The organism is Azospirillum sp. SYSU D00513 (assembly GCF_017356015.1).
Lineage (GTDB): Bacteria > Pseudomonadota > Alphaproteobacteria > Azospirillales > Azospirillaceae > Azospirillum.
In genome coordinates this window covers 32750-54433 of record NZ_JAFIQV010000015.1, presented here as the reverse complement: position 1 = coordinate 54433, position 21684 = coordinate 32750, and the positions used below count along the sequence as shown (strand labels likewise).

21 protein-coding genes are annotated in these 21684 nt (G+C 67.2%); 14 read left to right on the top strand and 7 right to left on the bottom strand.

All coding sequences use genetic code 11. From position 1 onward, the window contains the following. Positions 1-196: 196 nt before the first annotated feature. The 3 genes from dctP to JUB11_RS13205 are packed head-to-tail and all read left to right on the top strand — an operon-like array spanning position 197 to position 3192. Positions 197-1315: a TRAP transporter substrate-binding protein DctP gene (gene dctP, locus JUB11_RS13215; RefSeq protein WP_207459017.1), complete on the top strand. Its 1119-nt coding sequence runs from the start codon at positions 197-199 to the stop codon at positions 1313-1315. A gap of 19 nt (positions 1316-1334) precedes the next feature. After that, positions 1335-1880 carry a TRAP transporter small permease subunit gene (locus tag JUB11_RS13210; protein ID WP_207459016.1) on the top strand — a complete coding sequence of 182 codons (546 nt, stop codon included), beginning with the start codon at positions 1335-1337 and terminating at the stop codon, positions 1878-1880. After that, a complete protein-coding gene (locus tag JUB11_RS13205) occupies positions 1867-3192 on the top strand; it encodes a TRAP transporter large permease subunit (protein WP_207459015.1) in 1326 nt (441 codons plus the stop codon). The genes JUB11_RS13210 and JUB11_RS13205 overlap by 14 nt, the downstream gene beginning before the upstream one ends. A gap of 18 nt (positions 3193-3210) precedes the next feature. Here JUB11_RS13205 and JUB11_RS13200 read toward each other — a convergent pair whose 3' ends face one another. After that, on the bottom strand, positions 3211-4674 hold the full coding sequence (locus tag JUB11_RS13200; RefSeq protein WP_207459014.1) for an L-lactate permease: 1464 nt from the start codon (positions 4672-4674) through the stop codon (positions 3211-3213). A gap of 187 nt (positions 4675-4861) precedes the next feature. After that, a complete protein-coding gene (locus JUB11_RS13195) occupies positions 4862-5308 on the bottom strand; it encodes a hypothetical protein (RefSeq protein ID WP_207459013.1) in 447 nt (148 codons plus the stop codon). Positions 5309-5533: 225 nt separating this feature from the next. Here JUB11_RS13195 and JUB11_RS13190 point away from each other — a divergent pair, with 225 nt between their 5' ends. The 6 genes from JUB11_RS13190 to JUB11_RS13165 all read left to right on the top strand — a co-directional run bounded on the left by JUB11_RS13190 (position 5534) and on the right by JUB11_RS13165 (position 11047). Continuing rightward, the gene (locus tag JUB11_RS13190; protein WP_207459012.1) at positions 5534-5989 is read left to right on the top strand and encodes a PRC-barrel domain-containing protein; all 456 of its coding nucleotides are present in this window, start codon (positions 5534-5536) and stop codon (positions 5987-5989) included. A gap of 149 nt (positions 5990-6138) precedes the next feature. Next, positions 6139-6855 (top strand): hypothetical protein, encoded by a 717-nt coding sequence (locus JUB11_RS13185; RefSeq protein WP_348771424.1) that lies wholly within the window; start codon positions 6139-6141, stop codon positions 6853-6855. A gap of 100 nt (positions 6856-6955) precedes the next feature. Next, positions 6956-8212, top strand: coding sequence for an MFS transporter (locus JUB11_RS13180; protein WP_207459010.1), 1257 nt, complete (start codon positions 6956-6958; stop codon positions 8210-8212). A gap of 247 nt (positions 8213-8459) precedes the next feature. Further along, entirely contained in the window at positions 8460-8855 is a 396-nt protein-coding gene (locus JUB11_RS13175) for a glyoxalase superfamily protein (RefSeq protein WP_207459009.1), read from the top strand. Between the two features lie 48 nt (positions 8856-8903). Beyond that, positions 8904-9446 carry a gluconate 2-dehydrogenase subunit 3 family protein gene (locus JUB11_RS13170; protein WP_207459008.1) on the top strand — a complete coding sequence of 181 codons (543 nt, stop codon included), beginning with the start codon at positions 8904-8906 and terminating at the stop codon, positions 9444-9446. A 29-nt stretch (positions 9447-9475) separates the two neighbouring features. Continuing rightward, on the top strand, positions 9476-11047 hold the full coding sequence (locus JUB11_RS13165) for a GMC family oxidoreductase (protein ID WP_207459007.1): 1572 nt from the start codon (positions 9476-9478) through the stop codon (positions 11045-11047). Between the two features lie 71 nt (positions 11048-11118). On the opposite strand, the gene JUB11_RS13160 is transcribed toward JUB11_RS13165, so the two are convergent. Continuing rightward, complete coding sequence (locus JUB11_RS13160) at positions 11119-11460, bottom strand: ribbon-helix-helix domain-containing protein (protein ID WP_207459006.1); 342 nt, start codon at positions 11458-11460, stop codon at positions 11119-11121. Between the two features lie 222 nt (positions 11461-11682). Between JUB11_RS13160 and JUB11_RS13155 the strand changes: the two genes are divergently transcribed. The 5 genes from JUB11_RS13155 (at position 11683) to JUB11_RS13135 (ending at position 17688) form a co-directional block, all read left to right on the top strand. After that, on the top strand, positions 11683-13170 hold the full coding sequence (locus JUB11_RS13155; RefSeq protein ID WP_207459005.1) for an FAD-linked oxidase C-terminal domain-containing protein: 1488 nt from the start codon (positions 11683-11685) through the stop codon (positions 13168-13170). A 21-nt stretch (positions 13171-13191) separates the two neighbouring features. Next, positions 13192-14445 (top strand): glycolate oxidase subunit GlcE, encoded by a 1254-nt coding sequence (gene glcE, locus JUB11_RS13150; RefSeq protein ID WP_348771423.1) that lies wholly within the window; start codon positions 13192-13194, stop codon positions 14443-14445. Between the two features lie 16 nt (positions 14446-14461). Then, entirely contained in the window at positions 14462-15805 is a 1344-nt protein-coding gene (gene glcF / locus JUB11_RS13145) for a glycolate oxidase subunit GlcF (protein WP_207459003.1), read from the top strand. Between the two features lie 62 nt (positions 15806-15867). Next, on the top strand, positions 15868-16407 hold the full coding sequence (locus tag JUB11_RS13140; RefSeq protein ID WP_207459002.1) for a hypothetical protein: 540 nt from the start codon (positions 15868-15870) through the stop codon (positions 16405-16407). A gap of 201 nt (positions 16408-16608) precedes the next feature. Continuing rightward, positions 16609-17688 (top strand): AIPR family protein, encoded by a 1080-nt coding sequence (locus tag JUB11_RS13135; protein WP_207459001.1) that lies wholly within the window; start codon positions 16609-16611, stop codon positions 17686-17688. A gap of 82 nt (positions 17689-17770) precedes the next feature. On the opposite strand, the gene JUB11_RS13130 is transcribed toward JUB11_RS13135, so the two are convergent. The 4 genes from JUB11_RS13130 to JUB11_RS13115 are packed head-to-tail and all read right to left on the bottom strand — an operon-like array spanning position 17771 to position 21682. Next, positions 17771-18886, bottom strand: a complete 1116-nt coding sequence (locus JUB11_RS13130) for a TOBE-like domain-containing protein (protein WP_207459000.1) — start codon at positions 18884-18886, stop codon at positions 17771-17773. 23 nt (positions 18887-18909) lie between these two features. Further along, positions 18910-19800 carry a sulfate ABC transporter permease subunit CysW gene (gene cysW, locus JUB11_RS13125; RefSeq protein ID WP_207458999.1) on the bottom strand — a complete coding sequence of 297 codons (891 nt, stop codon included), beginning with the start codon at positions 19798-19800 and terminating at the stop codon, positions 18910-18912. Then, entirely contained in the window at positions 19790-20665 is an 876-nt protein-coding gene (cysT, locus tag JUB11_RS13120; RefSeq protein WP_207458998.1) for a sulfate ABC transporter permease subunit CysT, read from the bottom strand. Before cysT ends, cysW begins: the two co-directional genes overlap by 11 nt. A gap of 3 nt (positions 20666-20668) precedes the next feature. Continuing rightward, the gene (locus JUB11_RS13115; RefSeq protein ID WP_207458997.1) at positions 20669-21682 is read right to left on the bottom strand and encodes a sulfate ABC transporter substrate-binding protein; all 1014 of its coding nucleotides are present in this window, start codon (positions 21680-21682) and stop codon (positions 20669-20671) included. Between the last annotated feature and the right edge of the window lie 2 nt (positions 21683-21684).

The following is a 21684-nucleotide window of genomic DNA, read 5'->3' as shown; positions in this document are numbered from 1 at the left end:
TTTTTCGTGGGCGTTTCGTCACCTCCATGACGAGCGGGCGGGAGACGCTGACTGCTCGCGGAGCCGCCCGCCTGGGCCCGGCTTCGTGAAGAACTGGCGTGTGGCATGCCACATGCAAGGGTAACGGCAAGCGCATCGGCACGGCCGAACCGCGTTGCGTGCTCCCCGCCAGCCATCCACGAAGAGGCCCCGCACAATGGACCGTCGTTCCTTCGTCAAAGCCGCCGTCACGGGTTCCGCCGCCACTGCGGCCACCACCGTTGCCGGCATCGCGGCGCCCAGCATCGCCAGCGCCCAGAAGACGTTCCAGTGGAAGATGACGAACGCCTACGGGCCGGGTTCGCCCTTCTACGTGGCCGGCCCCGGCAGCCCAACGGACTTCATCGAGATGGTGAAGAAGATGTCCGGCGGGCGCCTCCAGATCCAGCATTTCGCCGCCGGCGAGCTGATCCCGGCCCTGGAGGGCTTCGACGCCGTCTCGAACGGCACGATCGAGATGAACGTCGCCAACAGCTATTTCTGGGCGGGCAAGACCTTCGCCGCCCAGTATTTCACCGCCGTGCCCTTCGGGCTGAACTTCCAGGGCATGTCGGCCTGGCTCTATCACGGCGGCGGGCAGAAGCTGTGGGAGGAGGTCTACGCCCCCTTCAACCTCGTGCCCATGCCCATCGGCAACACCGGCGTCCAAATGACGGGCTGGTTCCGCAAGCCGGTCGAAAAGATCGAGGACTTCAAGGGCCTGAAGATGCGCATCCCCGGCCTCGCCGGGAAGGTCTTCGCCCAGTTCGGCGTGGACGTGAAGCTGCTGCCCGGCGGCGAGATCTTCCCGGCGCTGGAGCGCGGCGTGATCGACGCGGCGGAGTTCGTCGGCCCCTACCAGGACCGCCGGCTCGGCCTGCACAAGGCGGCGAAGTTCTACTACACGACCGGCTGGCACGAGACCTCCAACGTGTCGGAGCTGATCGTGAACAAAGCCGCCTGGGACTCGCTGCCCGACGACCTGAAGGAGATCGTCCGCATCGCCGCGGCGGCCTGCAACACCATCAGCCACACCTGGTGCGAGGCGACCAACGCCGAGGCGCTGAACGACCTCGTGAAGAACCAGGGCGTCACCGCCCAGCCGCTGCCCGCCGCGATCGTGCCGAAGCTGAGGGAGGCGACGAGCCAGGTGCTGGCCGACGCCGCGGCCAAGGACCCGCTGGTCAAGAAGGTCCACGATTCCTTCATGGCCTTCAAGGCGACGCACGATTCCTGGGCCGGCGTGTCCGAGGCGGTCTACCAGTCGGAGATCCGCGGCCAGCTGGGCCGGACCTGACGGGGCGGTGACGGTCATCATGATCGAGCGGTTGGCCGGCGCGCTGGATGGCGTCGCCGGCTTTTGCGGGCGCGCGGCCGCTTGGAGCGGCCTTGCCCTCGTCCTCGTCATGGCTGGCAACGTGCTGATGCGCTACGCCTTCCACACGGGCTCCGTGGCGATGCAGGAGCTGGAATGGCACCTGATGTCGCCGCTGGCCCTGCTGTGCATCGCCTACGCGATCCAGCATGACGGGCATGTCCGGGTGGACATCCTCTATGGCCGCATGAGCGAACGCGCGCAGCAGGCCGTGGAGCTGGTCTCCTGTCTGCTGGCGCTGGCGCTCTGCGTCCTGATCGTGAAGCTGTCCATCCCCTACGCGATGCAGTCCTACAACATCGGGGAACAGTCGTCCGACCCCGGCGGCCTCACTCACCGCTACCTGCTGAAGGCGATGATCCCGCTGGGTTTCGCCATCCTCGGCCTTCAGAGCCTCGCCTCCGTGCTGCGCGCGCTGCGTCCGTTCATCGGCGCCCCGAAGCGGGATGCCGGCACCGACTCAAGGGATCGCCATGCCGCTCAATGAGATCCTCGCCATCGGCTGCATCCTGTCCTTCTTCGCGATGCTCGCCATCGGGATTCCGGTGGCGATCACGCTGGCGGTCAGCGGCTTCGTGTTCGGCTGGCTCGGCTTCGGCCCGCTGCTGTTCAACCTGCTGCCGGCCCGCATCTATGGGGTGACCGCGAACTACACGCTGATCGCCATCCCGCTCTTCGTCTTCATGGGCGTGATGCTGGAGAAGTCGCGCATCGCGGACGAGCTGATGGAGGTGATCGGCCATGTCTCGGGCGGGCTGCGCGGCGGCATGGGCCTGGGCATCATCCTGGTGGGCGTGCTGATGGGGGCGACCACGGGCATCGTCGGCGCCACCATCGTCACGCTGGGCCTGCTGACCCTGCCGGCGCTGCTGCGCCGCGGCTACAGCGCCAGCCTCGCCTGCGGAACGATCTGCGCGTCCGGCACGCTGGGCCAGCTCATCCCGCCCAGCACGATCCTGATCCTGCTGGCCGACATCATGGGCCAGTCGGTGGGAACGCTTTTCGCGGCGGCCGTCCTGCCGGGCTTCCTGCTCGCCGGCATCTTCTGCGCGGCGATGCTGCTGCTCGGCCTCGTCCGGCCGGAGATGGTGCCGCCGATCCCGCTCGACGAACGCCGGGCCATGCCGCGCCGGGATCTGCTCATGAAGGTACTGAAGGTCGGGCTGCCGCCCATCGCGCTGGTGCTGGCGGTGCTCGGCTCCATCATCGGCGGCGTCGCGGCGCCGACGGAGGCCGCCTCCATGGGCGCGATCGGCAGCGTGCTGGTCGCCGCCATCGTCGGGCGGCTGAACTGGACCACGCTGGTCCAGACCGTCCATTCCACCGCGCGCATCACGGCGGCGATGATGTTCGTGCTGGTCTGTTCGCAGGTCTTCGCGCTCGCCTTCAGGGGCCTCCAGGGCGAGAAGCTCGTGCACGACGCCTTCACGCTGGTGCCGGGCGGTGCCGACGGTGTGCTGATCTTCATGATCGGGCTGATCTTCGTGCTCGGCTTCTTCATCGAATGGATCGAGATCAGCTACATCGTCGTGCCGATGTTCCTGCCGGTCCTCCAGGCCGCGAACGTCGATCCGGTCTGGACGGCGACGCTCATCGCCGTGGTGCTCCAGACCTCCTTCCTGACGCCGCCCTTCGGCTGGGCGCTCTTCTACCTGCGCGGCGTGGCGCCGCCGCAGGTCTCCACGCTGGACATCTACAAGGGGGTGGTGCCCTTCATCGCCCTTCAGGTCATCACGCTCGCCATCATCTTCGCCTATCCGGGCATCGCCACATGGCTGCCTCGGGCGATCGGATGGTGAGGGGCGGGTGATGAGCGGCTAGAGAAGCCAGACCTCCACGGCGACCACGGCGAGCAGCAGGGCGGCAGGCACGAGCCCGATGGGCAGGGCCAGACGGTAGATCGGCCCTTCCGCCTTCTTCAGCCCGAGCAGGCCGGCGGCCAGCACGATCCGGCCGGGCATGAGGATGGTGCAGAGGCTGCCGGCCACGGTCTGCACGGCCGCCGTGGTGACCGGCGGCAGGCCGCTTCCGGCGGCAAGGCTGAGCTGGATGTGCATCATCAGCGCGTTGGAGGCGGTGTTGGAGCCGGTCAGCGCCCCGGCGGCGGCGGCGAAGACCGGCGCCGCCAGAACGGCCATGTCGCCGGCCATATTCTGCCACGCCTGGCCGAAGGCCGCGGCACCGCCCGAGGCGCCCATGAAGCCGGCCAGCTCCACGAAGACCAGCGTGGCCGCCATCGGCACCAGCGCCGCCCGCAGGGAGCCGCGCAGCACGCCACCAGCGCGGCCCGGCGGCAGGCCGGCCAGCAAAAGGGCGGCGACCAGCAGCAGCCAGGTCGAGGGATGGCGCAGTATGGGCAGCGGTGCCAGCCCGCCGAAGGGGTCGAGGACCAGCACATCGCCGGTCCAGCCGGAGAACGGTGGCAGGAGCCGCGTCGCCATCAGCCCGCAGACCAGCAGGATGTAGGGCCACAGCCGCGCCAGGAGCTGCCGCAGGCTGGAGGTGTCGCGCGGCAGGCGCGGCCCCTCGACCAGCAGGAGCAGGACCGCCGTTGCCAGCCCTCCGCCCAGCTCCGGCGCCACGAAGCGGTTGGTCACCCAGACCAGACCGGCCAGCACCAGGGCGAGAGCGATGTCGGCCGCGCGCTCGGCCGGGCTGGAGGTCAGCCCGGCCCCGTGGATCAGCCGCCAGAAGACCGGCATCAGGCCGGGCAGCACGACCATCATCAGGAGGGCACTCGCGGTTCCCAGCTCCGCGAAGGGAATGCCCGCCAGCTCCGCGCCGACGCGGGAGCCGACGGCGAGCGCGCCCCAGGGGGACAGCACCTGGCTGAACAGGCCGAGGGCGGCGACATGCAGGGGCGGCAGACCCAGCTGCCGCAGGATCGCGATCGCCACCACCAGCCCGACGCCGAAGCCGGTGACCGATTCCGCGAAAGGACCGGCCAGGAAGCAGGCGACGAAGACCGCCCGGCGGCGGTCTCCCCGCGGTGCCGCCGCCGCTTGGTCAGGATGGGGCGCCTGGCCTGGCCGGGCCTCGAAGGCGCGGTGGAACAGCAGGCCGGCGGCGATGATGGACATGGCGTGCCAGGCCAGCCACGCCCCCTCCGCCGCCTTCAACGCCACCACCCCGGCCGCCGCCTCCGTCGAGGGCTGGACCGCGACCAGCACGGCGAGCGACAGCGCCATGCCGATGAGCCCGGCGGTCAGAAGGCTGACGCGCCGCGACACCAGCAGGAGGATCGTCGCGGCGAGCGGAATCAGGTGAACGGAAAGAGGCATGGCGGGCGGAGCGGATCCGGGGCAGGGGATAGGCCGGTGCCGGAAAAAGTGCGTCCGGTCCCGGTCATGTTCGGAGCCGCTGATATACTAATATTGCCAAGCCCGCGCCAGATGGGCGGCGACCGCCCGTGGGCATGGCTGCCCGGCGGTGATCAGGCGCGAGGCAAGGCCGCCCTCATGGCCACTTTTACGGCACGACCTTCCAGGAGCCGTCGGCCTGGAGGCAGGCGGTGCCGAAGATGGGTTCCTGCCGGCCGCCGATCAGGGCGGTGGACTGGAACTCGCGGCAGGTAGCACCGCCGGGGCCGGTGAAGACGGGCGAGGTCGGGACCGCGTTCAGGTAGCCGCCCCGTGGGTACGGAGGCGGGGCGTAACGGGCCGGCGGAGCATAGCCGTAGCCGTGTGGTGGCGGATGGTAGCCCGGCGGCGGGTAATAGACGGGCGGAGGCGGGGGTGCCGCGAGGGCGGACGCGACGCCGAGCGTCAAGCCCAGCACGCCGAGCCCCAGGATCACGCCCCCGACGCTCGGGCCATGGTGGTGATGGTAATGGCGGCGTCCAGCCTCCGCCGGCCCGGCGGAGAGAGCCGCCAGGGAGATGGCCGACACGCACAGCAGCTTGCCCAACCGGTTCATGTGCGCCTCCCGGCTCCGCACGGGGCGGTTCCGGAATGGCCTGCCCGGCACGAAGCAACGTCCTATCCACTCCTATGTTGGTGCGGCCGTCAAGCGCCGCAACGCCCTTGCCCTGGGGATTGCCAGGGTTGCGGCGGAACCCGCCGCTATACCGCTTGTTGCAGGATCAAGACCCATTCGAGACCGGACCCCGCAACGGGGCATCGGGACAGACGGAGACCATCCATGCGGACCATCCTGATCGCGGCCCTGGCCGTCACGCTCGCCGGCCCGGCGCTGGCCCAGAACGCGGTGACCGACAAGATCAACGAACAGCCGGACATCACCACGAGCACGAACCCCGCCAACACGGCACCGCCCTATGCCGGCAGCGAAGCCGGGCGCGACCTCGACAACCTGATCGGGCGCACCGTCACCAGCCCGCAGGGCGAGGAGCTGGGCGACGTGGAGAATGTGCTGATCCGCCCGGACGGGCAGGTGGCCGGCCTCGTGGTGGAATGGGGCGGTCTCGCGACCATCGGCGCCAACCAGGTTGCCGTGCCCTGGGACGACGTCCGCGTGGATGGCGACAAGGTGACCGTCAACGCCAGCAAGGCCGAGCTGGAGAAGGCCCCGAAATATGACCCCGACGTTCCGGCCGCGGCCGGTGTCGATCCGGACGTGAAGCCGCTCCGCCGCTGAGCACGCACCGAGGGCGGGCCTTTCCGGCCCGCCCCTCGGTCCGTGGCGCGCGCCGGATCCCCGGTGTTTGTCCCCGATAATTGTCGGGTGACAGCCCAAGCCGGATCGCTTATGAGGAACGCTTTGTTCTCAAGCGGATGGTTCCTCCGGTGCGCTCCATCATTCTCGGGCTGCTCGCCGCTTCGGCCGGCGCTCTGGCCGCCTGTGCCCCCGATTACTCGCCCAACACCTACGCTTCGGGCGCCGTCCAGCAGGCGAACAAGGTCGAGCCGGCGGTCGTCGTCGGCTATCGCGAGGTCGCGATCAGCGCCAACGGCAGCATCGGCGCCGTCACCGGCGGTGCCGCCGGCGGCGTGCTCGGCACACAGAGCGGCAGCGTCGGCATCAACTCGGCCCTGGGAGCCGTCGGCGGCACCATGATCGGCACGCTGCTCGGCACCAGCATCGAGCACATGACGGGCGACACCACGGGTTGGGAATACATCGTCCGCAAGCCCAACGGCGACATGCTGTCGGTGACCCAGCGCGAGGAACGCCCGCTGGCGCTCGGCCAGAAGGTGCTGGTGATCACCGGCAGCCAGGCGCGCATCGTCCCCGATTATGCGGTCGCCACGGACCCGCCCCCCGCCCCAGCGGCCCAAGCCCCGGTCGCGGCCCCGGCCGCCGAGCCAGCTCCGCTGCCCAAGGAGGAGAAGGGCGCGGTCGAAGTCCGCGAACTCCCCGCCCCGGAAGCGGCGCCGGTGCCCGAAACACCCCCGGCCGGCAATCCCGCTCCCGCCGAGCCCGCTCCCGCCGCCGAGCCCGCTCCCGCCTCGCCGGCCGGCGGCAGCGTGACCGTACCGGTTCCGGAACCGACCTCGATCTGAGCCCCGGCGCCCCTCTCCGATTCAAATCCCCGGTACCCTTTCGCCGCGAAAGGGCCAATGATCGGGGGTGGGCATCATCGGACCGGGGCAGGGCGCGGCCATGCAGGGACATTCCAAGCGGGACGGTCACCGGATCGCGCTTCTGCTGATCGCGGGATCGGGTGTGGTCGCGCTGGCGCGCGGGATGAGCCTGACCTTCCTGGCGATCCTGCTGCAGCAGCGCTTCGGGCTGACGCCGGCCAACATCGGGGCACTGCTGGGGGCCGGCCCGCTGCTGGGCGCGGTGGCAGCACCGCTCGCCGGGTCGCTGTCCGACCGGATCGGGCGCCGGGGCGTGCTGGCGGCGGCCCTGCTGTTCGCCGGGCTGGCGCTGATGGGGATCGGCGTGGCCGAGTCCGTGCCGGCCTTCGCCTTGGCCCACATCGTCTCGGCGGTCGCCGCCGCCGTGTATGAACCGGTGTCGCGCGCCCTGATGAGCGACGCCACACCGGCCGAGGCGCGCATGCGCGTCTTCTCATGGCGCTATCTCGCGACCAACCTCGGCTGGGGCGCCGGCCCGGCGCTTGCGGTGATGCTGGGCGGCGCCTCCTCCACGCTGTTCCTCACGGCCGGGCTGGCTCATCTGGGCTTCGCCCTGGCGGTCGCGTTGATGGTTCCGGCGCGGTCCAGCGGTGGCGTGGGCGATCCGGCGGCGGGGACCGGCCTGCGCGGGCTGATGGAGGCCTTCCGGGACCCGCGGCTCGCGCTGTTCGTCGGGGGAGGGCTGCTGCTCCTGGCGGTGCACGGCCAATGGACGGTCACGCTGTCGCAGTATGTCGGCGGCGGTTTTGAGGACGGGGTGAGCCTGTTCGCGCTGCTGGTGACGGTGAATGCCGTCACGGTCCTCGTGGCGAGCGCGCCGGCACGGCGTCTGGCCGAGCGGATCGGGGCGATGCCGGGCCTGGTGATCGGCTGCCTGCTGTTCCTGGCCGGAGAGGTCGGATTCAGCCTGTCCACAGGGACTTATACGCTGGTCGCCTCGATGGTCGTCTTCACGCTGGGCGAGGTGCTGGTGGTCCCCACGGAGTTCGCGCTGGTGGACGGGATCGCCGACGACGCCAACAGGGGCAGCTATTTCGGGGCGCACGCCTTCGCCTCGGTCGGCAACTTCGCCGGGCCGTTTCTGGGCGGTCTGGCGCTGGCGGCCTGGGGCGGTGCGGGGATGTTCTTCCTGTTCGGCCTGCTGGCGGCGGCAAGCGCGCTGCTGTACATGGCCGGCAATGCGTTGCCGCCGCCGAAAGGGCATGCGGCACAGCGCAATAGTGAAACGTGGAACATCGCCGGCGACAACGACCGGCTCGGCCGGATCGCCGGATAAGTGCCGCTCGCCCGGTCCGCGACTCCCTGTCCGGGCTACTCTGATTGTTCGTCCATAAGAATGTGCGTGTAGTAAATAGATACTGCCCGCGCGGTTTTCCGCGGGTCTAGAGTTCCTTCAGCATCGCGCGGAGGAACCATGACGCCACGACCTTCCAGGGCCATCCCCTTGCCGGCCAGCGACCGGGACCGTACGCGCGCCGTGCCGCCGAACGACATTCAAGAAGACGCATGGGGGAGGAGCCGCGATGGCCAAGGCCATTCACAGCATGATCCGTGTCCTGGACGAGGAGCGGTCGAGGGATTTCTACGCCAAGGCGTTCGGGTTGGAATGCGCCGACCGCTACGCCTTCGACGGCTTCACGCTGGTCTACCTGCGCAACGCGCGCAGCGACTTCGAGCTTGAGCTGACCATCAATCATGGCCGCACCGAGCCCTACGCCCATGGCGACGGCTACGGCCATCTCGCGGTCTGCGTGGATGATCTCGATTCCGAGCACAAGCGCTTCACCGCCCTCGGCTACGCACCGAACCCGATCAAGGAGTTCATGCGCGAGGGGGCGCTGATGGCGCGCTTCTTCTTCGTGCAGGATCCCGACGGCTACAAGATCGAGGTCCTCCAGAGGCACGGCCGCTTCCGCTGACGGGCGGGGCTGCGAATGACGGCAAGACCAAGGGAATGGGAGGAGAGGATGACAGCCAAGACGACCCCGCCGCTCGGGCGGCGCGCCTTCCTCGCGGGAACCGCCTCGGCCGCCGCCACGGCGGTCATACTGGTGTCCGGCGGCGCGATCCTCAGCCCGGCGGAAGCCTGGGGCTACGAGGTCAAGGCGCTGGCGCCGGAGACCATGCGTTCGCTGGTGAGAATGGCGCGCGACGTCTACCCGCACGACCGGCTGGCCGACCGCTTCTACGCCATCGCAATGAAGGCCCATGACGAGGCGGCGGCCAAGGACCCGGCCGCGCGGGAGCTGGTCGAGGCCGGCATCGCCCGGCTCGACGAACTCGCCAGGGCCAAGCACGGCGTCGCCTACGCCGAGGTCGGCTGGGAGGCGGACCGGGTTCGGCTGCTGCGCGAGATCGAGGAGGGCGCCTTCTTCCAGAAGGTCCGCGCCGGGATGGTGACCGGCCTCTACAACCAGCCGGAGCTGTGGCCGCTGTTCGGCTACGAGGGCGAGAGCGCCGGTTACGGCGGCTATCTCGAGCGCGGCTTCAACGACATCGAGTGGCTCTGAGCAAGGAGCCCAGTGGGAGGAAAACGGCGATGGCAGCGAAATTCGACCTGAACGACGACGGCGTCGTGGTCATCGTGGGATCGGGTGCGGGCGGCGGCACGCTGGGGACACAGCTCGCGCTCAAGGGCATCCGCACCGTGATACTGGAGGCGGGCGGCCGGCACGAGATCGAGGATTTCCAGAACGACGAATGGGCCAGCTTCCAGCAGATCTCCTGGCTCGACAACCGCACGACGTCTGGAAGCTGGCGGGTCTCCAAGGACTTTCCCAACCTGCCGGCCTGGATCGTCAAGGCGGTCGGCGGCTCCACCATCCATTGGGCCGGCGCGTCGCTGCGCTTCCAGCCGCACGAGTTCAAGGCCCGCACGACCTACGGCGAGGTGGCGGGCGCCAACCTGCTGGACTGGCCGATCACGCTGGAAGAGCTGGAGCCTTACTACGCCCGGGCCGAGGACCGGATGGGCGTCACCCGCACCAACGGCATCCCCGGCCTGCCCGGCAACAACAACTTCAAGGTCATGAAGGCCGGCGCCGACAAGATGGGCTACCGGCACTGCCACACCGGCCGCATGGCGATCAATTCGGAGGCGCGGGACGGGCGCGGCCCCTGCATGCAGATCGGCTTCTGCTTCCAGGGCTGCAAGTCGGGGGCGAAATGGTCCACCCTCTACGCCGAGATCCCCAAGGGGGAGGCGACCGGCAATCTGGAGGTCCGGCCCAACGCCCACGCGCTGAGGATCGAGCATGACGCCGCCGGCAAGGTCACGGGCGTCGTCTATGCCGACAAGGACGGCATTCTCCAGCGCCAGCGGGCGCGCGTCGTGGCGGTGGCCGGCAACTCCATCGAAAGCCCGCGCCTGCTGCTGAACTCGGCCTCGAACCTGTTCCCGGACGGGCTTGCCAACTCCTCGGGCCAGGTGGGGAAAAACTACATGCGCCACATGACCGGCTCGGTCTACGGCGTGTTCGAGAAGAAGGTGCGCATGCACCGGGGCACGGTCATGGCGGGCATCGTCTCCGACGAGGTGCGCCACGACCCGTCGCGCGGCTTCGTCGGCGGCTATGAGATGGAGACCATCTCGCTGGGCCTGCCCTTCATGGCCGCCTTCCTCAACCCCGGCGCCTGGGGGCGGGAGTTCACCTCGGCGCTCGACGGCTACGACCACATGGCCGGCATGTGGCTGGTCGGCGAGGACATGCCGCAGGAGCGCAACGGCGTCACGCTCCACAAGGAGCTGAAGGACCAGTACGGGATGCCGGTCCCGAACCTCCATTACGACGACCACCCGAACGACATCGCCATGCGCAACCACGCCTACCGGCAGGGCATGGCGCTGTACGAATCCGTCGGTGCCCTGCGCACCTTCCCGACGCCGCCCTATCCCTCCACCCACAATCTCGGCACCAACCGCATGAGCGAGAAGCCCCGGGACGGGGTGGTGAACAGGTGGGGCCGGACCCACGACGTGGCGAACCTATTCATCTCCGACGGCTCGCAGTTCACCACCGGCGGGGCGGAAAACCCGACCCTGACCATCGTGGCGCTGGCCCTCCGGCAGGCCGACCACATCGCCGACCAGATGGGCCGGAAGGCGATCTGAACCCCCGGCCTAACGGGGCGCTCCGGCCCGCGAGGGCCGGGGCGCCTCGGCGCCCCGCGACCGCGGCCCCGTCAGGCCGCCTGCGCCCGCACGATCTCGCCGAAGTCGGTCCGGGCCTGCCGTTCCAGCTCTTCCAGCTGCGGGTGGCTGCCCTTGACCTGCTGCGCGTAGCTGAGGCAGGCGCAGCGCAGGAGCCCGGCGAAGTTCCGCCGCTCCACCCCCTTCGCCATCACCTCGTCGTGCAACTTGGAGAGGAAGCGGCCGAGCGACACCTCCTGGAGTGCCGCCACCTCCTCCAGCATGTCCCAGAAGGCGGCCTCCAGGCAGACGCTGGTCGAATGGCCGCTGAGGCGGACGCGGCGCGTCACCATGCGGAAGCGTGAGGGATCCTGGTCGGCGAACATGCGGCACATGCGAAGATCCTCCCGCAGCCTTGTTGATTTTGTAAAGCCAGTATGCACTGATGATTGACATGGTGCATTGTTTTCCTAAGGCAAAGCTTCATATCATTCGCCCCGGCCGGACAAGGATCGTACCAAAGTCTCGGCAACCATGCCGGGCATCCGCTCCCACGCTCGGCGCCCGCACTCGGCACCGTCCGATCCGACCGACATGACGCCACAGGAGTTCTCCTCATGAAGATGCCCGAGCCCGACGCCGGGGTGATCGAGCGCCGCCGGGAGCTGATCGACCGGCTGCGCGCCATCGTGCCGGGAGAGGGCGTCATCACCGACGAGCACGAGCGCCGCGCCTACGAGTGCGACGGGCTGACCGCCTACCGCCAGCTTCCGCTGGTCGTCGTGCTGCCGAGCACGACCGAGCAGGTCTCCCGGGTCCTGAAGACCTGCAAGGAGATGGGGGTGAAGGTCGTGCCGCGCGGGTCGGGCACCTCGCTGTCCGGCGGGGCGCTGCCGCTCGCCGACGGCGTACTGCTGGGGCTGGGCAAGTTCAACCGAATCCTGGAGGTCGATTACGCCAACCGCTGCGCCGTCGTGCAGCCGGGCGTCACCAACCTCGGCATCTCCACCGCCGTGGCGGCGGACGGCTTCTATTACGCCCCCGACCCCTCCAGCCAGATCGCCTGCTCCATCGGCGGCAACATCGCCGAGAATTCCGGCGGCGTGCACTGCCTGAAGTACGGGCTGACCACCAACAACCTGCTGGGGCTGGAGATGGTGCTGATGGACGGCACCGTCCTGCGGCTCGGCGGCAAGCATGTGGACGCGGGCGGCTACGACCTGATGGGCATCGTCACGGGCTCCGAAGGGCTGCTCGGCGTCGTCACCGAGGTGACCGTGCGCATCCTGCGCAAGCCGGCCACCGCGCGCGCCGTGCTGATCGGCTTCCCCAGCAGCGAGCAGGCCGGCGACTGCGTCGCCGCCATCATCGCGGCGGGCATCATTCCCGGCGGCATGGAGATGATGGACAAGCCGGCCATCCACGCCGCCGAGGCCTTCGTCAAGGCGGGCTACCCGCTGGACGTGGAAGCTCTGCTGATCGTGGAGCTGGACGGGCCGGCGGCCGAGGTGGACCACCTGATCGACCGGGTGGCGGAGATCGCACGCGACAAGGGCGCCTGCTATTCCCGCGTCTCCACCACCGAGGAGGAGCGGCTGGCCTTCTGGGCCGGGCGCAAGGCGGCCTTCCCGGCGGTCGGGCGCATCAGCCCCGACTACTACTGCATGGACGGCACCATCCCGCGCAAGGCGCTGCCGCTGGTGCTCCAGCGCATGGAGGAGATGCAGACCACCTACGGCCTGCGCTGCGCCAACGTCTTCCACGCCGGCGACGGCAACCTGCACCCGCTGATCCTCTACGACGCCAACAAGCCGGGCGAGCTGGGGCGGGCGGAGGAGTTCGGCGCCGCCATCCTGAAGCTGTGCGTGGAGGTCGGCGGCGTGCTGACCGGGGAGCATGGCGTCGGGGTGGAGAAGCGCGACCTGATGCTGCACCAGTTCAACGAGGTGGACCTGAACCAGCAGCAGCGCATCAAATGCGCCTTCGACCCCGACGGGCTGCTGAATCCGGGCAAGGTCTTCCCCGTCCTGCACCGCTGCGCCGAGCTGGGCCGGCTGCACGTCCATGGGGGCGAGCTGCGCTTCCCCGACATTCCCCGCTTCTGAGGCCGCGTTCCCGAGATGACCATGACCACGGAAGCCGCCGGTTCGACCCTGAAGCCGGAGACCCCCGCCCAGGCCGCCGAGGCGGTGCGATGGGCGTTGTCCGCGAACGAGCCGCTGGAGATCCTCGGCGGCGGATCCCGCCGCGGGTTCGGCCGCCCGGTGCGGGCGGCTCACCGGCTCGACCTCTCCGCACTCGCCGGCGTGACCGACTATGAGCCGGAGGAGCTGGTGCTGACCGCCGGGGCGGGCACGCCGATGGCGGTGATCCTGCCGATGCTGGCCGAGCGCCGCCAGCAGCTCTCCTTCGAGCCGCCGGATTACGGGCCGCTGCTGGGCCGGCCGGCCGGGCAGGGCACGCTCGGCGGGCTGATCGCCTGCGGGCTGGGCGGCCCGCGCCGCATCAAGGACGGCTCGGCGCGCGACCACACGCTGGGCATCCAGGGCGTGAACGGGCGGGGCGAGCTGTACCGGGGCGGCGGCAAGGTGGTGAAGAACGTCACCGGCTACGACGTGCCCAAGCTGATGACCGGAAGCTTCGGCACGCTGACGGCGCTGACCGAGCTGACCGTGAAGGTGCTGCCCGCACCCGAGGAGACGCGGACGCTGCTGCTCGCCGGCCGCGACGAGGCGGCGGCCGTGGCGGCCCTGACCCGCGCGATGCAGAGCCCCTACGAGGTCTCGGGTGCGGCCCACCTGCCGGCCGGGATCGCCGCGCGCTCCTCCGTGCCGGGCGTGGCCGGGGCGGGCGGGGCGGCGACGCTGGTGCGGCTGGAGGGCTTCGCCCCGTCGGTGACCGCCCGCGTGGCGGCGCTGCGCGAGGAGCTTGGCGCCGACGCCGTGCTGGAGCGCGAGGAGTCCCTGGCGGTCTGGCGGGAGGTCCGCGACGTCGCCTTCTTCGCCGGCGGCGGCGCCGGTGATGGGGCCATGGATGTTGCGCGCCATGTCTGGAAGCTGTCCGTTCCGCCCGCCGACGGGCCGCGCGTCGCGGAGGCGCTGCGGCGCGCCCTGGACGCGGAGGTCTATCTGGACTGGGCCGGCGGGCTGCTGTGGGCGGCCGTGGCGCCGGGCGGCGACGGAGACGAGGGCGCCGCCGTCCGCGCCGCCATGCCCGGCAGCGGCCACGCCACGCTGGTCCGCGCGCCCGAGGCGGTCCGCGCGGCGGCGGACGTCTTCCAGCCGCTCCCCGAGCCGCTCCTGGCCCTGACCCGGCGCGTGAAGGCCGGCTTCGACCCGCGCGGCCTGTTCAATCCCGGCCGCATGTATCCCGGCGTGTGAGAACCAGAGCACCATCATGCAGACCAACTTCTCCCTTGCCCAGCTCGCCGACGCCGACTACCGGGAATCGGAAAGCATCCTGCGCGCCTGCGTGCATTGCGGCTTCTGCACGGCGACCTGCCCGACCTACACGCTGCTCGGCGACGAGCTGGATTCCCCGCGCGGACGCATCTACCAGATCAAGGACATGCTGGAGACGGGCGGCGCCCCGGCCCCGCAGGTGGTCAAGCATGTGGACCGCTGCCTGTCCTGCCTGTCCTGCATGACGACCTGTCCGTCGGGGGTGCATTACATGCACCTCGTCGATCACGCGCGCGCCCACATCGAGAAGACGCATGTCCGCCCGCCCGCCGACCGGGCGGCGCGGGAGCTGCTGGCCCGCGTGCTGCCGAACCCGCGCCTGTTCCGCCTTGCCTTGATGGGCGCCGGCATCGGCCGTCCCTTCGCGAAGCTGCTGCCGGAGCGGCTGCGCGCCATGCTGACGCTGGCGCCGCGCGACGTGTCGGCGCCGAGCCGGTCGGACCTGCCGGGCAGCCACCCGGCGGCGGGGCCGCGCCGCAAGCGCGTGGCGCTGCTGATCGGCTGCGCCCAGCGGGTTCTCGCCCCGCAGATCAACGAGGCGACGATCCGCCTGCTGACCCGCCACGGCGTCGAGGTGGTGGTGAGCAGGCAGGCCGAATGCTGCGGCGCTCTGACCCACCATCTGGGCAAGGAGGACCTCGCCAAGGCCTCCGCCCGCCGCACCATCGACGCCTGGACGCGCGAGCTCGAGGGCGACGGGCTGGACGCGGTGATCGTCAACGCGTCGGGCTGCGGCACGACGGTGAAGGATTACGGCTTCCTCTTCCGCGAGGACCGGGATTACGCGGACAAGGCCAAGCGCATCGCGGGCCTCGCCCGCGACGTGACGGAGATCCTGGCGGAGATCGGCCTGATGGAGCCTGTGGTCGCCACGGGGCAGGCGGTCGCCTACCATTCCGCCTGTTCGATGCAGCACGGGCAGAAGATCAAGAATCCGCCGCGCGACCTGCTGCGCGCGGCCGGGTTCCAGGTGCGGGAGGTGCCGGAAGGGCATCTCTGCTGCGGCTCCGCCGGCACCTACAACCTGCTCCAGTCGGAGATCGCGACCCAGCTCCGCGACCGCAAGGTGCGCAACATCGAGAGCACCAGGGCCGACGCCATCGCCGCCGGAAACCTGGGCTGCATCACCCAGATCGCGTCGGGCACCGGCCTGCCGATCCTCCACACCGTGGAGCTTCTGGACTGGGCCACCGGCGGCCCCATGCCCGACGCGTTGAAGGGCGAAGAAGTCTTTGTAGAGCGAAATAAGAAAGGTACAGTTTCCGAACTCGCGCAATAGAAAGAAAATACGCATTGCAACCGCTAATAAGATTATTCAATCCCGCAATAACGGAGTAAAGGATGAGCAAATATTCTATGATGGTGCGTATTCTTGACAAGATTTGTGAAGAGGCTATTGGAACCAAATATGAGCAAAAATATAATCCGCCAAAGTCTGATAACGAAAAGGTGAATCAGGCGAGGTCCAGGGCATTTGTTCACCTTTATATGAAGGTGAGCTTTGGGGTGCTCGATTTTAAGGAAAGGGAAGAGTGTATAACGGATGGTGCTTATGACGGTGGCATAGATGGTTACTATTTAGATCATGAAGCAAAAACGGTATACTTTATACAGTCGAAGTTCAGAACAACAGAAGATAATTTTGAAAGCAAGAGTATAAAATTAGAAGAAATACTTGTTATGGACATTAACAGAATATTAGAGGGAGAAGAATGCGATGAAGCTGGGAACGAATACAATGGTAAGATAAAGGGGATGTTGAGGGCCATTGTAAAAATCGATGACCTTGCGAGATATCGTTACAAAGTAATAATTCTAGCAAATGTTAACAAAATTTCAGACTCAAAATTGAGAATGCTTTCTGGTGGTTACGCAGTGTAGGTATTCGATTACGAAAAATGCTACTCGCGCTTGGTTTTCCCAGTAGTATCTGGAACTTATTTCAATGCATCTGATCTTACTATTTATATGGATCTAAGCAATAAGAATGCAGGAAGCAAAATTAGCTATACGGTGCAAACTAAGCATCACGAGTGCAACATAACTGTATTGTTTGTTCCGACCATTGAAATAGCTCGGATAATGGACAAATTCAAAAATTCTATACTTAAGCAAAACCCTAGAAGTTACTTGGAATTTGCTGGACAGAAGGTTAATGGAGCCATTAGGAGCACTATTCTTTCCACAAAAACTAACGAGTTTGCTCTTCTGAACAATGGCATAACGCTTATATCTGATGAAACGCGTATCAATGAAAAAATAGGAGAGAAGAATAGGGCTAAGCTTCATGTTAAGAACCCGCAGATCATAAATGGAGGCCAGACTGCTTATACACTTAGCAAATTATACAGGGAGATTGGGGAAGCGAACGCTGCGGATGTATTTAGAGATAAAGAAGTTCTTCTAAAAATAATAACGCTTTCTGATGAGGCTCAGGAAAAAACTGGAGCAGCAGAGCGCTTAGAGCTGATAGAGCAAATATCAACTGCAACAAACCAGCAAACTGCTGTTACCAATGCAGATAGAATGTCCGGCGAAAGGTATCATATTGAACTACAAATGGCTTTATTTAAAAAATATGGCATTCTATACGAGCGGAAACGGGGTGAATTTGGAGACGGCATCAGCGATGGCTATATTACCGCTAATCAAGTGATAGAGCGTAACATTGCTCTAAGAATATACTTAGCAGCAAACGGAGATATTGAAAGCAGCATGAAAAAGCAGGTTTTTGCGAAATTCACTTCAACAGAAGATATCGTTTTCAATTCTGTCTCGTTAGACAGATTCTATTTTGCCTATAGATGCTTTAAGAAAATGACAAAGAAAAATGACCAAGATAAAAGAAGGTTAAGGTATCAAATGGGAAGAATATACGCAATAACAGAGTCATTGCATGAAGAGGGATATGCTGAAATTAGCCATGAATTTTTAAATGACGTAATATTGGCTTTTGAGCAAGAATGGAATTTGTTTCTTGAGCATCGTTCAAATATCAAAGGAAAATATGTAAAATTTGTTACAGAAGCTAGTACGGGAGAAAAGGTTCTCGCAGTCAATGAAGAGGCGTGGGCTGCTAGCCAAGACTTCTTGCAATCAGTCGTGTCGTATTTTTCGAATAAAAAAGGTTTAGCTTCGGTGCTTGCTTCTACAGGCGATTAGCATATTAGAAGTAGAACTTTGAGAATTCGCGCCTTTTTTAGAGTAGATATGGTTAGCGGAACGCTAACCATATCGACCCTTATCACAGCCGGTGGATCGCGTTGCCGCCGGCCGCCGTGCGGAAGGGAGCCAGCGCCATCGGTTCGGCACCCGCCCGGCCGTCCATGAAGACGAAGCCCTTGCGGAAATTCACCCGGACCGGGTCGCCCGCCCGCAGGCCGATCTCCCGGCCGTCGGACGGTATGGCGACCTCCAGCAGCGTGCCGGCGTGGTCCACCTCGGCCCGGACCAGCGGACCCACCTCGTAGAGGCGCCGGATGCGCCCGGTCGCGCTCACCGGGTCGGCGGGCAGCAGCTCCACCTCGTGCGGGCGCACATAGACGACGGCCGGGCCGGACTGGCCGGACACCCCGCCGAGCGGCGTCCCCAGCCCGGCGAGCCGCGCCTGCCCGCCGTCGATGGTGCAGGGGATGCGGTTCACGTCGCCCAGGAACTCGTATACGAAGGGGGTCTCCGGCTCGCGGTAGACCGTCTCGGGGCTGCCGGCCTGCTCGATGCCGCCGCGGTTCATGACCACCACCCGGTCGGCGAGTTCCAGCGCCTCCTCCTGGTCGTGGGTCACGAACAGGCTGGTGATGCCCATGCGGTCGTGGAAGCGGCGCAGCCAGCGGCGCAGCTCCTTGCGGACCTTGGCGTCGAGCGCGCCGAAGGGCTCGTCCAGCAGCAGCACTTTCGGATCGGTCGCCAGCGCGCGGGCCAGCGCCACGCGCTGCCGCTGCCCGCCGGAGAGCTGGCTGGGGTAGCGGTCGGCCAGCCCGTCGAGCTGGACCAGCGACAGCAGCTCGCGCACGCGCTCGGCGATCTCCGCCTTCGACGGGCGGCGCGCCCGCGGCCGGACCTGGAGCCCGAAGGCCACGTTGTCGAAGATCGTCATGTGGCGGAACAGGGCGTAGTGCTGGAAGACGAAGCCCACCTGCCGGTCGCGCGGGTGGAGGCGCAGGGCGTCCTCTCCGTCGAACAGGACGCTGCCGGAATCGGCCGTCTCCAGCCCGGCGATGATGCGCAGCAGCGTCGTCTTGCCCGAGCCGGACGGGCCGAGCAGGGCGACCAGCTCGCCCGGCTCGATCCGCAGGTCCACGGATTCCAGCGCCGCGAAGGAGCCGAAGCGCTTGGAAATGCCGCGTATGTCGATGCTCATGATCTGGGTCTCCCGGCGGCCGTTCAGTGGCGCCGCGTCGCCGCCAGCTCGTCGGCGTAGCGCCATTCGAGCAGGGTCTTGATCACCAGCGTGACCAGGGCCAGGGCGGCGAGGAGCGAGGCCACGGCGAAGGCGGCCGCCATGTTGTATTCGTTGTAGAGGATCTCGACATGCAGCGGCATCGTGTTGGTCTGGCCCCGGATGTGGCCGGACACCACCGACACCGCGCCGAACTCGCCCATCGCGCGGGCGTTGCAGAGCAGGACGCCGTACAGCAGCCCCCACTTGATCTTGGGCAGCGTCACCCGCAGGAAGAGCTGCCAGCCCGAGGCGCCGAGCACCACGGCCGCCTCCTCCTCGTCGCTGCCCTGCTCCTGCATCAGCGGGATCAGCTCGCGGGCGACGAAGGGGAAGGTGACGAAGACCGTTGCCAGCACGATGCCCGGCAGCGCGAAGATGATCTGGACGTCGTGCGAGCGCAGCCACGGCCCGAGCCAGCCGTGCAGCCCGAACAGCAGCACGTAGACCATGCCGGCGATGACCGGCGAGACCGAGAAGGGCAGGTCGATCAGCGTGATCAGCACGCTCTTGCCGCGGAACTCGAACCGGGCGATGCACCAGGCGGCGCAGAGCCCGAAGAGGAGGTTCAGCGGCACGGCGATGGCCGCCGCCGTCAGCGTCAACCGGATGGCGGCCAGCGCGTCCGGCTCCGTCAGCGCGGCGGCATAAGCCGAGACGCCGGACGCGAAGGCCCGGGTGAGCACGACGGCCAGCGGCAGCACCAGGAAGAGCCCGAGGAAGCCGAGCGCCACCGCGATCAGCGCCGCCCGCACGAGACGGGATTCGGAGCGGACCTGATAGGCGGGCGGGGGGGCGGGCGGAGCCGACGCCCCGAAGGAAGCCTCAAGCGTCATGCCGCGCCCTCATCCAGTGTTGCAGCAGGTTGATCAGCAGCAGGAGGGCGAAGGACACCGCCAGCATCAGCGTGGCGACGGCGGTGGCTCCGGCATAGTCGTACTGCTCGAGCTGGATGACGATCAGCAGCGGCATGATCTCCGACACCATCGGCAGGTTGCCGGCGATGAAAATGACCGATCCGTACTCGCCGACGCCCCGCGCGAAGGCCAGCGCGAAGCCCGTCAGCAGGGCCGGCAGGATCGCCGGCAGCACCACCCGGAAGACCGTCGCCAGCCGGCCGGCGCCCAGCATGGCGGCGGCCTCCTCCTGCTCCGCCTCCAGCTCCTGGAGCACCGGCTCCACCGTGCGGACGACGAAGGGCAGTCCGACGAAGGTCAGGGCGACGACGATGCCGAGCGGGGTGAAGGCGACTTGGATCCCGAGCGGCTCCAGCAGCCCGCCGATCCAGCCGTTGGGGGCGTAGAGTTCGGTCAGGGCGATGCCGGCCACCGCCGTCGGCAGGGCGAAGGGCAGGTCCACCGCCGCGTTCACGACGCGGCGGCCGGGGAAGTCGTAGCGCACCAGCACCCAGGCGACGGCCAGCCCGAAGACCGCGTTGATGAGCGCCGCCGCCAGGGCCGCGCCGAAGCTGACCTGGAGGGAAGCCAGCACGCGCGGCTTCAGCACGGCGGCCCAGAAGCCGTCCCAGCCCAGCCCGGCCGCGCCGAGGATCAGGGCGGCCAGCGGGATCAGGACGATCAGCGACAGGTAGGCCAGCGTGAAGCCCAGCGTGATCCCGAAGCCCGGCAGGACGCTGGGCTTGCGGAACCCGCCACCCCCTGTCCTGCCCCAGCCGGTGGGTGAAGCGGCGGCGTCGGCCATGGATCAGCGCCCCGGCGTGTAGATCTGGTCGAAGACACCGCCGTCGGCGAAGAAGGTCGCCTGCGCCTTGCTCCATCCGCCGAACTTCTCGTCGATGGTGAAGAGCGGCAGCTGCGGCAGCCGGTTGGCGTGGCGCGCCGCGACCTCGGCCAGGCGGGGGCGGTAGTAATGCTGCGCCGCCAGCTCCTGCCCCTCGGGCGTGTAGAGGTAGCGCAGGTAGGCCTCCGCCGCCTTGCGCGTGCCGCGCCGGTCCACGACCTGGTCCACGACCGCGACCGGCGGCTCGGCCAGGATGCTGACCGACGGCACCACGATCTCCAGCTTGTCGGGACCCATCTCGTTCACGGCCAGGAAGGCCTCGTTCTCCCAGGCGAGCAGCACGTCGCCGATGCCGCGCTGGGCGAAGGTGACGGTCGAGCCGCGCGCGCCGGTGTCCAGCACGGGCACGTTCCTGAAGAGCCGGCCGACGAAGTCGCGCGCCTTGGCGTCGTCGCCTCCGGCCTTGCCCAGGGCGTAGCCATAGGCCGCCAGGAAGTTCCAGCGCGCGCCGCCGGAGGTCTTCGGATTCGGGGTGACGACCTTGATCCCCGGCTTCACCAGATCCTCCCAGTCCTTGATCCCCTTGGGGTTGCCCTTGCGGACCAGGAACACGATGGTCGAGGTGTAGGGGGCGCTGTTGTTCGGGAATTCGGCCTGCCAGTCCTTGTTCATCCGGCCGGCCTCGGCGATGGCGTCGATGTCGTAGGCCAGCGCCAGGGTCACGATGTCGGCCTCGATCCCGTCGATGACCGAGCGGGCCTGCTTTCCGGAGCCGCCGTGCGACTGCTGCACGGTCAGCGTTTCTCCGGATTCCGCCTTCCAGGCCTTCGCGAAGGCCTTGTTGACGTCCGCGTACAGCTCGCGCGTCGGATCGTAGGACACGTTCAGCAGGCTCGTGTCGGCCAGGGCGGCCGGCGCGCCGAAGGCCAGTGCCGTGCCGAGCAGGAAGGCCGAAAGGGAACGGGTGCGCGGGTGCATGG

What these genes read in the sequence shown, in the direction of transcription:
- dctP (WP_207459017.1), top strand. Translation starts at nt 197, where the DNA reads ATGGACCGTCGTTCCTTCGTCAAAGCCGCCGTCACGGGTTCCGCCGCC.
- JUB11_RS13210 (WP_207459016.1), top strand. Translation starts at nt 1,335, where the DNA reads ATGATCGAGCGGTTGGCCGGCGCGCTGGATGGCGTCGCCGGCTTTTGC.
- JUB11_RS13205 (WP_207459015.1), top strand. Translation starts at nt 1,867, where the DNA reads ATGCCGCTCAATGAGATCCTCGCCATCGGCTGCATCCTGTCCTTCTTC.
- JUB11_RS13200 (WP_207459014.1), bottom strand. Translation starts at nt 4,674, where the DNA reads ATGCCTCTTTCCGTTCACCTGATTCCGCTCGCCGCGACGATCCTCCTG.
- JUB11_RS13195 (WP_207459013.1), bottom strand. Translation starts at nt 5,308, where the DNA reads ATGAACCGGTTGGGCAAGCTGCTGTGCGTGTCGGCCATCTCCCTGGCG.
- JUB11_RS13190 (WP_207459012.1), top strand. Translation starts at nt 5,534, where the DNA reads ATGCGGACCATCCTGATCGCGGCCCTGGCCGTCACGCTCGCCGGCCCG.
- JUB11_RS13180 (WP_207459010.1), top strand. Translation starts at nt 6,956, where the DNA reads ATGCAGGGACATTCCAAGCGGGACGGTCACCGGATCGCGCTTCTGCTG.
- JUB11_RS13175 (WP_207459009.1), top strand. Translation starts at nt 8,460, where the DNA reads ATGGCCAAGGCCATTCACAGCATGATCCGTGTCCTGGACGAGGAGCGG.
- JUB11_RS13170 (WP_207459008.1), top strand. Translation starts at nt 8,904, where the DNA reads ATGACAGCCAAGACGACCCCGCCGCTCGGGCGGCGCGCCTTCCTCGCG.
- JUB11_RS13165 (WP_207459007.1), top strand. Translation starts at nt 9,476, where the DNA reads ATGGCAGCGAAATTCGACCTGAACGACGACGGCGTCGTGGTCATCGTG.
- JUB11_RS13160 (WP_207459006.1), bottom strand. Translation starts at nt 11,460, where the DNA reads ATGTGCCGCATGTTCGCCGACCAGGATCCCTCACGCTTCCGCATGGTG.
- JUB11_RS13155 (WP_207459005.1), top strand. Translation starts at nt 11,683, where the DNA reads ATGAAGATGCCCGAGCCCGACGCCGGGGTGATCGAGCGCCGCCGGGAG.
- glcE (WP_348771423.1), top strand. Translation starts at nt 13,192, where the DNA reads ATGACCACGGAAGCCGCCGGTTCGACCCTGAAGCCGGAGACCCCCGCC.
- glcF (WP_207459003.1), top strand. Translation starts at nt 14,462, where the DNA reads ATGCAGACCAACTTCTCCCTTGCCCAGCTCGCCGACGCCGACTACCGG.
- JUB11_RS13140 (WP_207459002.1), top strand. Translation starts at nt 15,868, where the DNA reads ATGAGCAAATATTCTATGATGGTGCGTATTCTTGACAAGATTTGTGAA.
- JUB11_RS13135 (WP_207459001.1), top strand. Translation starts at nt 16,609, where the DNA reads ATGGACAAATTCAAAAATTCTATACTTAAGCAAAACCCTAGAAGTTAC.
- JUB11_RS13130 (WP_207459000.1), bottom strand. Translation starts at nt 18,886, where the DNA reads ATGAGCATCGACATACGCGGCATTTCCAAGCGCTTCGGCTCCTTCGCG.
- cysW (WP_207458999.1), bottom strand. Translation starts at nt 19,800, where the DNA reads ATGACGCTTGAGGCTTCCTTCGGGGCGTCGGCTCCGCCCGCCCCCCCG.
- cysT (WP_207458998.1), bottom strand. Translation starts at nt 20,665, where the DNA reads ATGGCCGACGCCGCCGCTTCACCCACCGGCTGGGGCAGGACAGGGGGT.
- JUB11_RS13115 (WP_207458997.1), bottom strand. Translation starts at nt 21,682, where the DNA reads ATGCACCCGCGCACCCGTTCCCTTTCGGCCTTCCTGCTCGGCACGGCA.